At 71.4% G+C, this 13755-nt stretch carries 12 protein-coding genes; 5 read left to right on the top strand and 7 right to left on the bottom strand.

Annotated elements, in window-relative coordinates; translation table 11 throughout:
* Positions 1 to 66: 66 nt before the first annotated feature.
* Complete coding sequence (gene dprA, locus ACFOLC_RS06295; protein WP_386758368.1) at positions 67 to 1203, bottom strand: DNA-processing protein DprA; 1137 nt, start codon at positions 1201 to 1203, stop codon at positions 67 to 69.
* Positions 1204 to 1280: 77 nt separating this feature from the next.
* Entirely contained in the window at positions 1281 to 2429 is a 1149-nt protein-coding gene (locus tag ACFOLC_RS06290; protein ID WP_386758558.1) for a LysM peptidoglycan-binding domain-containing protein, read from the bottom strand.
* A gap of 185 nt (positions 2430 to 2614) precedes the next feature.
* Between ACFOLC_RS06290 and def the strand changes: the two genes are divergently transcribed.
* The 4 genes from def to ACFOLC_RS06270 all read left to right on the top strand — a co-directional run bounded on the left by def (position 2615) and on the right by ACFOLC_RS06270 (position 7329).
* The gene (gene def / locus ACFOLC_RS06285; protein WP_386758367.1) at positions 2615 to 3130 is read left to right on the top strand and encodes a peptide deformylase; all 516 of its coding nucleotides are present in this window, start codon (positions 2615 to 2617) and stop codon (positions 3128 to 3130) included.
* 194 nt (positions 3131 to 3324) lie between these two features.
* Positions 3325 to 4245 (top strand): methionyl-tRNA formyltransferase, encoded by a 921-nt coding sequence (gene fmt / locus ACFOLC_RS06280; RefSeq protein ID WP_386758366.1) that lies wholly within the window; start codon positions 3325 to 3327, stop codon positions 4243 to 4245.
* Entirely contained in the window at positions 4242 to 5534 is a 1293-nt protein-coding gene (gene rsmB, locus ACFOLC_RS06275) for a 16S rRNA (cytosine(967)-C(5))-methyltransferase RsmB (protein ID WP_386758365.1), read from the top strand. Before fmt ends, rsmB begins: the two co-directional genes overlap by 4 nt.
* A gap of 64 nt (positions 5535 to 5598) precedes the next feature.
* Positions 5599 to 7329 (top strand): ArnT family glycosyltransferase, encoded by a 1731-nt coding sequence (locus ACFOLC_RS06270; RefSeq protein ID WP_386758364.1) that lies wholly within the window; start codon positions 5599 to 5601, stop codon positions 7327 to 7329.
* On the opposite strand, the gene ACFOLC_RS06265 is transcribed toward ACFOLC_RS06270, so the two are convergent.
* The 5 genes from ACFOLC_RS06265 to ACFOLC_RS06245 form a co-directional block, all read right to left on the bottom strand.
* Entirely contained in the window at positions 7315 to 8430 is a 1116-nt protein-coding gene (locus ACFOLC_RS06265) for a glycosyltransferase family 4 protein (protein WP_386758363.1), read from the bottom strand. The genes ACFOLC_RS06270 and ACFOLC_RS06265 overlap by 15 nt on opposite strands.
* A 37-nt stretch (positions 8431 to 8467) precedes the next feature.
* Positions 8468 to 9313 carry a glycosyltransferase family 2 protein gene (locus ACFOLC_RS06260; protein ID WP_386758362.1) on the bottom strand — a complete coding sequence of 282 codons (846 nt, stop codon included), beginning with the start codon at positions 9311 to 9313 and terminating at the stop codon, positions 8468 to 8470.
* Entirely contained in the window at positions 9310 to 10527 is a 1218-nt protein-coding gene (locus ACFOLC_RS06255) for an O-antigen ligase family protein (protein WP_386758361.1), read from the bottom strand. The genes ACFOLC_RS06260 and ACFOLC_RS06255 overlap by 4 nt, the downstream gene beginning before the upstream one ends.
* Positions 10524 to 11420 (bottom strand): glycosyltransferase family 2 protein, encoded by an 897-nt coding sequence (locus tag ACFOLC_RS06250; RefSeq protein ID WP_386758360.1) that lies wholly within the window; start codon positions 11418 to 11420, stop codon positions 10524 to 10526. The genes ACFOLC_RS06255 and ACFOLC_RS06250 overlap by 4 nt, the downstream gene beginning before the upstream one ends.
* A gap of 437 nt (positions 11421 to 11857) precedes the next feature.
* Complete coding sequence (locus ACFOLC_RS06245) at positions 11858 to 12631, bottom strand: glycosyltransferase family 2 protein (protein WP_386758359.1); 774 nt, start codon at positions 12629 to 12631, stop codon at positions 11858 to 11860.
* Between the two features lie 43 nt (positions 12632 to 12674).
* On the opposite strand from ACFOLC_RS06245, the gene ACFOLC_RS06240 reads away from it, so the two are divergent.
* Positions 12675 to 13748 carry a CDP-glycerol glycerophosphotransferase family protein gene (locus tag ACFOLC_RS06240; RefSeq protein ID WP_386758557.1) on the top strand — a complete coding sequence of 358 codons (1074 nt, stop codon included), beginning with the start codon at positions 12675 to 12677 and terminating at the stop codon, positions 13746 to 13748.
* Positions 13749 to 13755: the final 7 nt, after the last annotated feature.

Below are 13755 nucleotides of genomic sequence, written 5' to 3'. Positions count from 1 at the left end.
CACGCGGCGCGGTGGGCAGAACTTGCAGACAAACCGCAGTTAAGTTCCAACGGTGAGGTCGCCGACTTAACGGTTACGGAAGTACCGGCCGTGCTGGGTCGCCACACGTCCGTCAAGCTCCATGAGCAGCAGCATGGAGGACACTTCCGCGGCCGTCAATCCGGTGCGCTCGACCAACTGGTCCATACCTGTTGGGTCATGACCGAGCGCACTCCACAAGGACTGGTAGTCGGGATCGCCGTGCGCCTCATCCTGGCGGCGCCGTGTGACGTTCCCATGGCCGCCCGAGATGGGGGTGGCCAGGCGCGTACGCAAGTCGCCGGCGAGCTCGCTGGCCAGCGGCGCCAGGGCGTCGATGACCTCCTGGGCGTGCTCGACGAGGCCGGCGCCGTCGCGGATCAGGCGGTGGCAGCCGCGCGCCAGCGGGTTGTGGATCGAGCCGGGCACCGCGAACACCTCGCGCCCGGCCTCGCCGGCCTGACGGGCGGTGATCAGCGCGCCGGAGCGCTGCGCGGCCTCGATCACCACGGTGCCCAGCGCCAGTCCGGCGAGGATGCGGTTGCGGCTGGGGAAGTGCTCCTTGCGCGGGCCGGTGCCGGGCAGGTGCTCGCTGACCACCGCCCCGGCCGCGGCGATGCGCGCGTGCAGGCCGGCGTTGGCGTGCGGGTAGGGCACGTCCGGGCCGGTGCCGAGCACGGCGACGGTGAGGCCGCCGGTGGCCAGCGCGGCCTCGTGCGCGGCGGTGTCGACCCCGGCGGCGAGGCCGCTGACCACCGCCAGCCCGGCCGCGGCCAGGGCGTGGGCGAAGTCGCGGGCGTTGTCGCGGCCGCCCGGGGTCGGCGAGCGGCTGCCGACCACGGCCACCGCCGGGTGCCAGAGCCGGGTCGGGTCGCCGGCGACGAACAGCGCCAGCGGCGGGCTGGGGCTGCGCCGCAGCTGCGGCGGGTAGTCCGGGTCGTGCCAGCCGAGCAGGTGGTGGTCGGGTTCGTCGAGCCAGGCGCGGACGGCGACGAGTGCGGTGGGATCGTCCTGGCGCAGCGCCGCGACCTGCGCGTCGGACAGGGCGCAGTCCTTCCAGGCGCGGGTGCCGGCGGCCAGGGCGGCGGCCGGGCTGGCATGGTGTTCGAGCAGCTGCCGCCGCGGCGCGCTGGCGCCGCCGGCAAGGATCAGGCGCAGCAGGGCCGCGGTGTCGTCGGTGAGCATCGGCCCAGCCTGGGCGCAAAACGGCGACGGCGCCCTCGGGCGCCGTCGTGGACTGCGGTAGGGAAAACCCCTGCGCGTCAGTAGGTCGCGTCCGGGTGCTTGAGCTCGTAGCCGATGCGGGTCGGCTTGACGCTGTCCATGACCAGGCCGTAGCTGATCTTGTCGAAGGTGCGGAACACCATGACGTGACCGGCGAACTCGTCGGGCAGCTTGACCTTGCCGCTGCGGCTGACCGCGTCGGGGCTGCGGTCGAGGCCGGCCTGGACGCGGTCGATCTCGGTGCTGCCGTCGCGCCAGGTCGAGAGCACGGTGCCGTTGTCGATGCCGTCGCGGGCGCCGACCGACAGCGCGACCACGTCGCGGGTGCCGCCGCTGGTGAGCGTATCGGCCACCGCCAGCACGTGCGCCTGACCAGGCTGCAGCTCCTGCGCCGGCGGGTGCGGGATGAACTGCAGGTCGTACGGCTGCGCCTCGACCGGGATCAGGCGGTCACCGACGCGCACCTCGCGGCCGGAATTGTCGATCAGCAGGGTCGCGGCCTCGGCGTCGCCGACCAGGCCGCGGCTGATGGTGCCGGTGGTCTGCTGCATCAGCTCGTAGCCGAGGAAGTCGCCGCCTTTGGGCGCGACCTGGTAGGTCCACAGCTGCTCGGTGAGGATGTTGCTGCGGCCGCGGAAGTCGAGGTCGGCCGGACGGCGGCCGGAATTCTCGCAGCAGCGCGCCGGGTCGATCGAGACGTATCGCTGGGTCGGGCGGACCACGGCGTAGCGCTGGCCGGGCTGGGCGTCGGCCAGGCCCTTGATGTAGGCGACCTGGTTGAGGCTGCTGCGCAGGCGGTCTTCCTCGAGGCCGACCACGTAGGGCAGCGCGTCGAACTCTTCGACGATGCGCAGGTTCTTCAGGAACGGTTCGATTTCGGCCAGCGGGATCGCGTTGATCGGCGCCTCTTCGCGCGGGCCTTCCTGCACCGCGACGCGGCCGAGGTAGGCCAGCGACAGCACGTCGCCCGGATAGATCAGGTGCGGGTTCTTGACCTGCGGGTTGGCCTGCCAGATTTCCGGCCACAGCCACGGCTTCTTCAGGAAGCGCCCGGCGATGTCCCACAGCGTGTCGCCCCGCTTCACCGTGTAGGTGTCCGGATGGTCGCCGCGGATCTCGGCGGCGATGCCGTAGGTGGCAATCGTCAGCAACGCAGCGGTCACGACCGTGCGGAACGGTTTAAGCATAGCGGCCATCTGCCAGAATCCCCTTACAGCGCTGCCCCATGCAGCTTTGCCACGCGCCGGTGACGGCGGGGCCCCGCGGCAATATAGCCCAGAAGAAGCAGGCGGTTGCAAGCTTTTGCAGGTCGCAACGGCGTTACAATTGCCCCACTTCTTGTGGTTGTGACACACGCCCCCATTTCGACGCCATGGCCCTGCTTCCGATCCTCGAGTTCCCCGATCCGCGCCTGCGCACCGTCGCCGCGCCGGTCGATCCCGCGCGCGTGACGTCCGCCGAATTCCAGCAATTGCTCGACGACATGTTCGAGACCATGTACGACGCGCCGGGCATCGGCCTGGCCGCGAGCCAGGTCGACGTGCACCAGCGTTTCATGGTGATGGACCTCAGCGAAGAGAAGAACGATCCGCGGGTGTTCATCAACCCGGAGATCACCGCGCGCGACGGCGAGCAGGTCTACCAGGAAGGCTGCCTGTCGGTGCCCGGCATCTTCGCCGACGTCACCCGCGCCGACCGCATCACGGTGAACTTCCTCGACCGCGACGCCCGGGCGCAGACGCTGGAGGCCGACGGCCTGCTCGCGGTGTGCATCCAGCACGAGATGGACCACCTCGCCGGCAAGCTGTTCGTCGATTACCTGTCGCCGCTCAAGCGCGAGATGGTGCGCAAGAAGCTCGCCAAGCAGCGCCGCCAGGCCGCGGCGTAAAGCCGGGAATCGGGAATGGAGGATCGGGCCGTGCCCTGGTCCCTGGGCGAGGTGCCTGCTCGTTCCCGTTTCGTGGCGCAAGCGCAAGACTCAAGATCGTTCGTTGCGTGATCGACGGGCCGTAGCCTGGCCGCCGCGGTCGTGGCGCCCCGCCGTTTGCGATTCCCCATTCCCTAATTCCCCATTCCCGTCCAATGCGCATCGTTTTTGCCGGAACTCCCGACTTCGCCGTGCCGTGCCTGCGCGCGGCCGCGCAACACGGTGAGGTCGTCGCCGTGTACACCCAGCCCGACCGCCCCGCCGGCCGCGGCCGCGAGCTGACGCCGTCGCCGGTCAAGCGCGAGGCGCTGCTGCGTGGCATCGAGGTGGTGCAGCCGGAGAACTTCAGGAGCGCCGCCTCGAAAGCCGCACTGCGCGCGCTGCAACCGGACCTGATGATCGTGGTCGCCTACGGCCTGATCCTGCCGCAGTCGGTGCTCGACATTCCCACCTACGGCTGCTGGAACGTGCACGCCTCGCTGCTGCCGCGCTGGCGCGGTGCGGCGCCGATCCAGCGCGCGATCGAGGCCGGCGACAGCGAGAGCGGCGTGGGCCTGATGCAGATGGAGAAAGGCCTGGACACCGGCCCGGTGCTGCTGGCGCAGTCGCTGGCGATCGGCGCGCACGAGACCGGCGGCCAGCTGCACGACCGCCTGTCCGAACTCGGCGCGCAGGTGCTGCGCGACGGCCTGGGGCTGTTGCGCGCCGGCATCCGCCCGCTGCCGCAACCGCAGCCGGACGCGGGTATCACCTACGCGCACAAGCTCGACAAGACCGAGGCGCGGCTCGACTGGTCGCAGCCGGCCGCGGTGCTGGCCAAGCAGGTGCGTGCGTTCAATCCCTGGCCGATGGCCGAGGCCATCGTCGCCGGTGAGCGCCTGCGCCTGCACGGTGCGGTGGCACTCGATGAACACCACGGCGCGGTGCCGGGCACGCTGCTGCGCGCTGGTCGCGACGGTCTCGATGTCGCCTGCGGCGCCGGCGTGCTGCGCATCCGCGTGTTGCAGCGCGACGGCGGCAAGGCGGTCACCGCGGCCGACTACCTCAACGGCCGGCCTGACCTGAGGCCGGCATGAGCAGCGGCGCCGCGTCGCGCGCCGCGGCCGCGCGCGTGCTCGACGCGGTGCTGCATCACGGCCGCTCGCTCAAGGCCGAGCTCGCCGCGCACCTGCCCAAGCTCGCCGATCCGCGCGACCGCGCGCTGGTCGAGGCGATCTGCTTTGCGGTGCTGCGGCAACCGGCGCGCTACGAATCGGCGCTGACGACGTGGATGCCGCGGCCGCTGGCCAAGCGCGACTTCGAGTTGCGCGCGCTGTTGTTCGCCGGCTTTGCCCAGCTCGATCCGCTCGGCCTGCCGGCGCACGCCGCGGTCGCGGCGACGGTGGAAGCCGCGCGCACGCTCGGTCGCCGCCACCAGGCCGGCCTGGTCAATGCGCTGCTGCGCCGTGCCCAGCGCGAGGGCCTGCCCGCGGCCGCGGTGGATGCGCACTGGCCGGCGTGGTTGCGCGAGCGCCTCGCCGCGGATTGGCCACAGGATCAGGATGCGATCCTCGCCGCCACCGCGCAGGCGCCGCCGTTGTGGCTGCGCGTGAACCGTCGTCAGAGCACGCGCGATGACTACCGCGCGCGCCTGCAGGCGGCCGGCATCGAAGCGGCGGTCGATTTGGCCCTGCCCGATGCGCTGCGCCTGGACGTGCCGACCGCGGTCACCGCCTTGCCGGGCTTCGCCGACGGTGCGGTCTCGGTGCAGGACGCGGCGGCGCAGCTGGTGATCGAGGCGTTGATGCCGGCATCGGGTGCGCGCGTGCTCGATGCCTGCGTCGCGCCCGGCGGCAAGGCCGCGCACCTGCTCGAACGCGACGTGTCGCTGCGCCTGACCGCGATCGACATCGACGCACAACGCCTGGACCGCGTGCGCGCCGGTTTCGCGCGCCTGCACGTCGGCGTCGATGCGCAGTTGCGCGTGGCCGACGCCGCCGACCTCGACGCGTGGTGGGACGGGGTGCCGTTCGAGGCGGTGCTGCTGGATGCGCCGTGCTCGGCCACCGGCATCGCCCGGCGCCAACCCGATGTGCTGCTGCACCGGCGCGCGTCCGACCTGGTCGCGTTGACCGCGACCCAAGCGCGCCTGCTCGACGCGCTGTGGCGCACGCTCGCGCGCGGCGGCGTGTTGCTGTACGCGACCTGCTCGATCCTCAAGGCCGAGAACGAGGCGCAGGTCGCCGCGTTCCTCGCGCGCACGCCCGATGCCGTGGTCGAGCCGCTCGACGCGCGTTTCGGTCGCGTCAGCGGCGCCGGTCGCCAACGCCTGCCGGGCGAGGGCGGCCACGACGGTTTCTTCTACGCGCGCCTGCGCAAGGCATGAGCGTGAGCGTGGCCGCGGGCCACGTTGTGACAAGACCCGCACATCGGGCGGATATCATCCGCGCATGCCGAATATTGCCCACTCCTCGAGCACTGCCCCCATCCGCAACGTGTGGTTGAACGACACCACGCTGTTCTGGCTGGTCGCCGTGCTCGTGCTCGGTGCCGGCCTCGGCCTGCGCGACCCGTGGCCGGCCGACGAACCGCGTTTCGCCCTGGTCGCCAGGCAGATGGTCGAAAGCGGCGACTGGCTGTTCCCGCACCGCGGCAGCGAGTTGTACTCGGACAAGCCGCCGTTGTTCATGTGGCTGCAGGCCGCGGCCTACACCGTGTTCGGAAACTGGCGTGTCGCCTTCCTGCTGCCGTCGCTGCTGGCCGCGCTGGGCACGCTGTGGTGCGTGGTCGATCTGGGCAAGCGTCTTTGGACGCGTCGCGTCGGCCTGTATGCCGGCTGGGCGCTGCTGCTCGCGTTGCAGTTCACCTGGCAGGCGAAGAAGGCGCAGATCGATCCGCTGGTGGTGTTCTGGATCACCCTGGCCAACTACGGCCTGCTGCGCCACGTGCTGCAGGTCGCCAACAACCGCGGGCCGAACTGGCCAATGTGGATGCTGGGCTGGGCCGCGGCCGCGCTGGGCACGATCAGCAAGGGCGTCGGCGCGATCGCGCTGCTGATGCTGATCCCGGCCGGCATCGCCTCGCTGCGCGGCTGGGACGTCAAGGTGCATGTGCGTAGCGCGCAGTTCTGGCTCGGCCCGCTCGCGTTCGTGCTGGCCGCATGCGTGTGGCTGGTGCCGATGATCGCCGTCGCGCTGGGCCACGCCACGCCCGAGTACCGCGCGTATCTCGACGACATCCTGCTGCGCCAGACCGCCAAGCGCTACGGCAACTCGTGGGACCACGGCCAGCCGGCCTGGTACTTCCTGGAAGTGATGGCGACGATGTGGTTGCCGACCGTGCTGGCATTGCCGTGGGCGATCCCCGCCTGGCGCCGTCGCCTGCGCCGGCGCGACCCGCGTTACCTGCTGCCGCTGGCGTGGTGGGCGCTGGTGCTGGTGTTTTTCAGCATCCCCGGCGGCAAGCGCGACATGTACATCCTGCCGGCGTTGCCGATGGCCGCGCTGGCGCTGGCGCCGCTGCTGCCGGGCCTGCTGCGCAAACGCGCGGCGCAGCGCGTCGCGTTGGTTTTCACTGCGGTATTGGCCGGCGCGTTGCTGTTCGGCGGTCTGGCGATGTGGTTCGGCGAGCCGGGCCTCGAGCGCCGCTTCGTCACCGCGCGTTCGCTCGAGGACGTCGTGCAACCATTGGCCGCCAGCACCGTCGCGGTCGGCTGCTGGGGGCTGGCCTGCCTGCTGTGGGCCGGCCGCCGGCGCGCGTTCGCGGCGATGGCCGCCACCCTGGTCGGCTTGTGGGTCACGTTCGGGCTGGTGATGGCGCCGCTGCTCAACGACTCCTCGTCGGCGCGCGGGCTGATGACGCAGGTCGGCCGCAGAATCGGCCCGCAGGCCGAACTCGGCCTGGTCGCCTGGCGCGAGCAGAACCTGCTGATGGCCGACCGCCGTGTCGCCGAGTTCGGCTTCAAGGTCGCCTTCGACGAGCAGATGCGGCGCGGCCTGGCCTGGCAGCGGCAGTCGCCGCATACGCGCTGGCTGCTGGTGCAGGACGTGGCGTTGGCGGCGTGCATCGACCGCGCCCGCACCCAGCACCTGGGCCAGGCCAACCGCCGCGGCTGGACGCTGGTGCCGGGCGCGGCGTCGCAGCGGTGCGCCGCACCGGAAGCGGCTTCACACCGCCAGTAGCTGCCGGTACACCGCCAGCGTGCGTTGCACGAACAGCGGCAAGCCGAACTCGCGCTGGGCGTGCGCGCGTGCCGCCGCGCCCATCGCCGGCAAGCGGTCGCGGCATTGCAGCAGCAACTGCAGCGACGCCGCCATCGACGCGCGGCAACGTGCCGGCACCAGCCAGCCGTCCTCGCCGACGTGGATGTTCTCGGGCAGCCCGGCGTAATCGCTGAGCAGCATCGGCTTGCCCATCGCCATCATTTCGCGGCAGGCGAACGAGATGGTCTCGACGTCCCACGACAGCACGAAACCGACGTCCGCCGCCGCCACCAGCGGCCGGGTGTCGGCGAGCATGCCGGCGTAGTGCACCTGTTCGGCCAGGCCGAGCTCGGCGATGCGTTGCAGTTGCGCGGCCGACAGCGGCCGGCCGGCGATCAGCAGCCGCACCTGCGCGTGCTGCTCCGGCGGCAGCAGTGCCAATGCCTCGACCAGGTCCATCCAGCCCTTGTAATCGGCGGTGCCGGCGTTGCTGGCGAGCACCAGCTGCGCCGGCCCCGCGCCCAGGCGCAGGCGCTCGCCCGCGCTGCGCTCGTCGGACCAGGGCGTCCAGTGGTCGATGTCGACGCCGTTGTGCACGGTGTCCAGCCGGCAGCGGCGATACGCGGTGTGCATCAGTTCGCGGCGCGTGTACTCGCACACGGCGATGACCTGGTCGGTGCGGCGCGCGCGCAGGCGATGGCCCAGGCCGGTCATCGGCTTGCTGTTGTGCTTGGTCAGCACCAGCTTCGGCGCGTTGCCGGCGCGTGGCAGCGACGCCAACACCAGGCGGTGATCGGCCGAGCCGTTGACGTGGATCAGGTCGAAGGCATGGCGGCGCAGGTACTGCGCCAGTTGCCGGCGCGCGCGCCACCTTGCGGCCAGCCGCTTGAGGCCATTGGGAAACGGCTGGTCGAGCACGTGCACGCCGGCGATGGCGCGGGCCTCGCGGTTGAGGCGGCTGCCCGCCGGCGCGGCGACGTGCACCTCGTGCTGCGCGGCCAGCGCCGCGGCCAGGGTGCGCAGGTAGGTGGTGTGCCCGCCGCCGTCGCCGTCGTGGAAGTTGGTGTAGAGCAGCTTCATGCGCCGTCCCCGACCGCGCGGCAGTGGGTCGTTGCGCTCATGATGCCGCGCGCGCAGGGGCCCCGAGCAGCTCGGCATGCCCGTCGATGCCCTGCGCACAGCGCGTGATGCCCTGGGTGCGGGTGAGGTGGAACAAGCGGTTGTTGGCCAGGCTCATGTCGTCGACGTCGACCGGTGCGCGTGAATCGTGCCAGAGGTGCGTGGCCAGCGCCGACCATTTCAACGCGCGGCGGCGCAGGCCGGCGTTCTGCAGCCGCTCCGCGAGCTCGCGGTCTTCCGCGCCATAGCCTTCCATGCGCTCGTCGAAGCCGTTGACGCGCAGCAGGTCGTCGCGCCAGAAGCTCATGTTGCAGCTCATCACCCGGCCGCCGTTGCGCGAGCGCGCCTTCCACCGCGCCAGCAGCGGCTGGCGGAACGCGTACAGGCGGCGGGTGCCGTCGAATTCGTGGAAATCGGCCGCGCACCAGGGCGCGAACACGGGATGGCCGCCGCCGAGCAGGCGCGCGCTTTCCGCACGCGTCGCCTTCAGCCGCCCGCCCTGCAGGAAACAGCCGCGCTCGGCCAGCATCAGGTGGTCGGCGATGAAGTGCGGGTGCAGCAGCATGTCGCCGTCGATGAGGACGACGTAGTCGCCGCGGCTGGCGGCGATGCCGCGGTTGCGGCAGCGCGCGGCGCGAAAGCCGCGGTCGTCCTGCCAGACGTGCTCAAGCGCGGTCGGGAAGCCGTCGCGCAGGCGCTCGATCAGCGCCCGGGTCGGTGCCCCCGAGCCGTCGTCGGCGATCAGCACCTCGTCGGGCAGGCGGGTCTGGGCGCCGACGCTGCGCAGTACCGGCTCCAGTGCTTCGGGCCAGTTGTAGGTCAGCACCACCAGCGAGACCTTCATCGGCGCACGGCCTTGCTCCGCGCCACCGGCTCGTCGCGGCCCAGCGCGAAGCTCAGCGCGATCGGCAGCCACAGCACCAGCCAGCCCGGGCGTGGGCTGTCGAGCAGGTGCGGCAGGTCGACCTGCACCATCACCATCGCGAACACCCACGTCGCCAGCACCAGCCGCCCGAGCGGTTTGTGGCGGTGGCGCCAGCCGCGCCAGGCCAGGCCCAGCCAGATCCCCGACCACAGCACCAGCCCGGGCAGGCCGAGCTGGATGGCGAGTTGGCTGAACAGGTTGTGGGCATGGGTCAGGACCTCGTTGCCGGCGCGGATGGTGAACTCGCTGCCTTGGCCGAGGCCGAGCCACGGCGACTCGCGGAACAGCAGCCAGGACTGCTTCATGATCTCGGGCCGCAGCGACCAGCCGCGCTCGGTGATCTCCGGCAGGTAGGCGATGAAGCAGACGGCGCCGAGCCCGGCCAGGATGCTGCCGTACAGCCACGGCCGGGAGCGGCCGAGCAGCACGAACACCAGCAGGCCCGCGAACAAGGCGGCCCACGCGCTGCGGGTGAAGGTCAGCAGCACGAACACGACCAGCACGATCCAGGCCAGCGCCTGGACGAGCCGGTACCTGGGGTTGCGCAGGGACCACGCGCTCAGCCACAACGCGGCCACGCCCATCGCCGCGGCCGCCAGGTTGGCATTGGCCATGACCCCGAAGCCGGCCAGCCGCCGGCCGTCCTCGGGCTGCAGTTCGTAATGCACGAAGGCGGCCACCGCGACCGCGGCCAGGACCACGGCGCAGCCCATCAGCAGCAAACGCACGCGTCGCGCGTCGCCGTCGATGGCGCGCATCCAGGCGTACAGGAACACCACGATGCTCAGGTTGCGCGCGATCTGGTCTTCCGGCCGCTGCGCGTGGCTCCACAGCTGCGACACGCAGCCCCACGCCAGCAGGGCGATCACCCAGGGCATCAGCGGCTGGCGCCACAGCGCCAGGGCTTCGCGCGGGCGCGCGAGCAACACCAGGGCCGGCAGGTACAGGCCCAGGCCGACGCTGTAGGTGTAGAGCTTGCCCGGGTTGTAGGAGGGGCCGGCGGGCAGCACCGCCATGCCGATGATCAGCCAGCCCAGGCCGAGCAGCAGCCAGGCGCGGACCCAGGGCGGGAAGGCGCTGCCGCGGTCGAGCGCTGCCGCGGCGATCGACCGCGGATGCGGTTGCGCGATCATGCCGGCCCGCCTGCCAGCGTCCGCAGGTCGGCGGGGGGCTGGGACAGCTCGGCCAAGTGCGCATCCAGGCCCCGCTCGGCGCGGACCCGGCGCTCGTCGCGGCTGGCCTGCAGCAGGCGATTGTTGGGCAGGTCCGGGTCGCTGGGGTCCGACGGCCCGGCGCTGCCGTGCTCGAGGTGCAGGGTCAGTGCCGCGAACTTGATCTGGTGGCGCCTGATGCCGGCGTGGTGCAGGCGCGCGTCGATTTCCAGGTCCTCGCTGCCGTAGCCGACCATGCGTTCGTCATAGCCGTTGACGCGCAGCAGGTCGTTGCGCCAGAAGCTGACGTTGCAGCCCATCGGGTGACCGGAGGCGCGCGACTTCAGCCGCGCCAGCCACGGCAGGCGCAGGCTGTGATGACGGCGGCCGTAGTGGTAGGTGCTGCGGTCGTGGTCATTGCGGTAGTAGGCGTCGACGAACCAGCCGAAACGGGGCTCGCCCCCGGCCAGCAGGCGCTGGGCCTCGGCCGCGGTGGTGCGGATGCGGGTGCCCTGCAGGAACCGGCCCGGCTGCGCCAGGCGCAGGTGGTCGGCGACGAACTCCGGGTGCAGCAGCATGTCGCCGTCGAGCTGGATCACGTAATCGCAGGCGGTGGCGGCAAAGCCGCGGTTGAGCGCGCGGGCACGGCGGAAGCCCTCGTCCGCTTGCCACACGTGCCGCAACGGCACCGGGAAATCGCGCGCGATCTCCCGCAGCAGGGCCGCGGTGTCGTCGCGCGAGCCGTCGTCGGCGACGATCACCTCGTCCGGCAGGCGGCTCTGTCGCGTCACGCTCTGCAGCACCAGCGCCAGGGCTTCCTTCCAGTTGTAGGTGCAGATGATCAGGGCGACGCTGGGAACGATGGGGTTGGGCATGGCTGGGCTATGGCAGGGCAGCAAGGGGGCGGGTCGGTAACAGCCGGTAACAGCATGCATGGTGCATGTGCGCGTTCGGTACGTCGCGGTCGCCTCCAGGAAAATGCGACTTCAATCGAGCTTGTGGGGGTATGGCGCGGTGCTGGGGCGTCTCCGGGGTCTGCGGGCCGCCGGCTGACAGGCAGCGCCCTGCTGGTTCCAGGGTCGGCCGACGGGGTTTCCTGATGCTGCAGATAATGCGATCGACCGTCATGAACCGTGGACGAACGCCGCCGGCCACGGGGCGGATTCGCCTGCCCCCAGGCACCTCCATGCGGGGCAGGTCGCGCGCAAATTATCAGCCGTTCGCCGCGCCAAGGTCCAATGGGCCGGGCGGACAGCGGTTTCATGACCGGTCCCTGAGCCAGCGGCCAGCCGCGGGCCAGGGCGGCCGGCGCTCAGCGCTCGGGGGTGGTGACCGGCTGCCCGTTCTGCAGCAGCCACAGCATCACGGCCTTCTGCCGCACGTAGTTGGCGCGCACATAGGCATAGACCAGGCCGTGCCAGCCGTCGAGGAAGCCGCCGCGCAGCAGGTAGCCGCGCCAGAACCGCCACGCCGGCGACAGCACCAGCTTGGCCAGCGTCGCACGCTTGCCGCGCGCGTGATCGTGCTCGGCCATCATCCGCGCGTAGCGCTGGGTCTTGAGCAGTTGCTGCTCGAGCGAGCGGTACGGGTGATGGATCAGGTCGCCGGCGAGCGTGCGCACGGCACCGTCGACGCTGGCGGCCTCGTGCACTTCGCGCTGGCCGCGCCAGCCACCGCGGCGGCGGTCGAACAGGCGCAGCACCCGGTCCGGGTAGGCGTTGCCGTGGCGCAGGAATTTGCCGAAATACTCGCTCAGGCGGGCGAAGCGGTAGCCGGCGGCACCGTCAAAACCGGTCGCGCGCGCGGCCTCGATCGAGGTGCGCAGCACGTCGCTCACGCGCTCGTCGGCGTCCAGGCACAGCACCCAGTCGTGCGCGGCCTGCTCGATCGCGAACTGCTTCTGGCTGCGGAAGCCGTCGAACGGCCGCTGCAGCACGCGCGCGCCCATTGATGTGGCGATCGCGACGGTGGCATCGGTCGAATGCGAGTCGACCACCACGACCTCGTCGCAGAACGCCAGCGAGGCGATGCAGTCGCCGATGCGGTCGGCCTCGTTGAACGCGATAATGCAGGCTGATAGCGGCATGGCCGCCGGCGTGTCCTGCGTCGATGAAGGGTTCGAGGAAGCGTTGATGGCCGATTACCTGTTGTTCGCGAGCGAGCGGTACGCGCTGCCCATCCTGCAACCGCTGGCGCAGGCGCTGCAAGCCGCCGGCCATCGCGCCCACGCGTGGCTGGTCGACGGCGCCGCCGGCGCGACGCTGCCGGCACCGGTGCGCATGATCGCGCCTGGCAAAGCCGGCCTGCACGAGGCGGTCGCGCTGAAGCCGCGGGCGGTGTTCAGCGCCGCCAATTGGGTGCCGCCGTTCGTGGCTGGCGCCAAGGTGCAGCTGTTCCACGGTTTCAACGTCGAGAAGCGCGAGGACACGCGCGGCCACTTCCGCGTGCGCGGCTTGTTCGACCTGTACTGCACGCAGGGCCCGGCAACGACCGCGCCGTTCCGCGCGCTGGCCGCGCAGGCCGGCCACTTCGCCGTGGTCGAGACCGGCTGGCCCAAGCTCGACCCGTTGTTCCGTGACGACGACGGCAGCGCCGCGACGTTGCGGCGGCCGGCCGGGACGCGCCCGGTGGTGCTGTTCGCCTCGACCTTCACCGAACGCCTGAGCGCGGCGCCGCACCTGTCCGAGGCGATCGCCGCGCAGGTCGCACGCGGCGATCGCTACTGGCTGCTGACCCTGCACCCGAAATGCGCGCCGGAACTGTTTGAACGCTACCGCGCCCTGTCCGGTGCCAACGCGGCCTTCGTCGAGACCGAGCAACTGGTCGCCGCGCAGCGCGCCGCCGACGTGCTGGTCGCCGACACCACCTCGGTGGTGTCCGAGTTCGTGGTGCAGCGCAAGCCGGTGGTGACGTTCCGCAACCGCGCGCCGAAGCCGCACATGCTCGATTTCGACGACCCACAGCGCTTGCCGGCGATGCTGGCGCAGGCGTTTGCGCCCAGCGTGCAGCTGCAGGCCGCGTTGGCCGCGTACGCCGATGCGATCCATCCCTACCGCGACGGGCGTTCGTCCGAGCGCGTGCTGGCCGCGACCGAGGCGTTGCTGCGCGGCGAGCTGGGGCCGCTGCGGCGCAAGCCGCTGGCGTCGCTGCTGCGGGGACTGCAGATCCGCCGTGAGCTGGGTTACTGGGGCCGTGGCGCGTAAGGGTGGC

Origin of the sequence: Lysobacter cavernae (assembly GCF_042648505.1) — a bacterium.
GTDB lineage: Bacteria > Pseudomonadota > Gammaproteobacteria > Xanthomonadales > Xanthomonadaceae > Lysobacter_L > Lysobacter_L cavernae.
The sequence above is the reverse complement of the archived record's forward strand: the minus strand, read 5'-3'. Positions and strand labels throughout refer to the sequence as shown.

What these genes read in the sequence shown, in the direction of transcription:
- dprA (WP_386758368.1), bottom strand. Translation starts at nt 1,203, where the DNA reads ATGCTCACCGACGACACCGCGGCCCTGCTGCGCCTGATCCTTGCCGGC.
- ACFOLC_RS06290 (WP_386758558.1), bottom strand. Translation starts at nt 2,429, where the DNA reads ATGCTTAAACCGTTCCGCACGGTCGTGACCGCTGCGTTGCTGACGATT.
- def (WP_386758367.1), top strand. Translation starts at nt 2,615, where the DNA reads ATGGCCCTGCTTCCGATCCTCGAGTTCCCCGATCCGCGCCTGCGCACC.
- fmt (WP_386758366.1), top strand. Translation starts at nt 3,325, where the DNA reads ATGCGCATCGTTTTTGCCGGAACTCCCGACTTCGCCGTGCCGTGCCTG.
- rsmB (WP_386758365.1), top strand. Translation starts at nt 4,242, where the DNA reads ATGAGCAGCGGCGCCGCGTCGCGCGCCGCGGCCGCGCGCGTGCTCGAC.
- ACFOLC_RS06270 (WP_386758364.1), top strand. Translation starts at nt 5,599, where the DNA reads ATGCCGAATATTGCCCACTCCTCGAGCACTGCCCCCATCCGCAACGTG.
- ACFOLC_RS06265 (WP_386758363.1), bottom strand. Translation starts at nt 8,430, where the DNA reads ATGAAGCTGCTCTACACCAACTTCCACGACGGCGACGGCGGCGGGCAC.
- ACFOLC_RS06260 (WP_386758362.1), bottom strand. Translation starts at nt 9,313, where the DNA reads ATGAAGGTCTCGCTGGTGGTGCTGACCTACAACTGGCCCGAAGCACTG.
- ACFOLC_RS06255 (WP_386758361.1), bottom strand. Translation starts at nt 10,527, where the DNA reads ATGATCGCGCAACCGCATCCGCGGTCGATCGCCGCGGCAGCGCTCGAC.
- ACFOLC_RS06250 (WP_386758360.1), bottom strand. Translation starts at nt 11,420, where the DNA reads ATGCCCAACCCCATCGTTCCCAGCGTCGCCCTGATCATCTGCACCTAC.
- ACFOLC_RS06245 (WP_386758359.1), bottom strand. Translation starts at nt 12,631, where the DNA reads ATGCCGCTATCAGCCTGCATTATCGCGTTCAACGAGGCCGACCGCATC.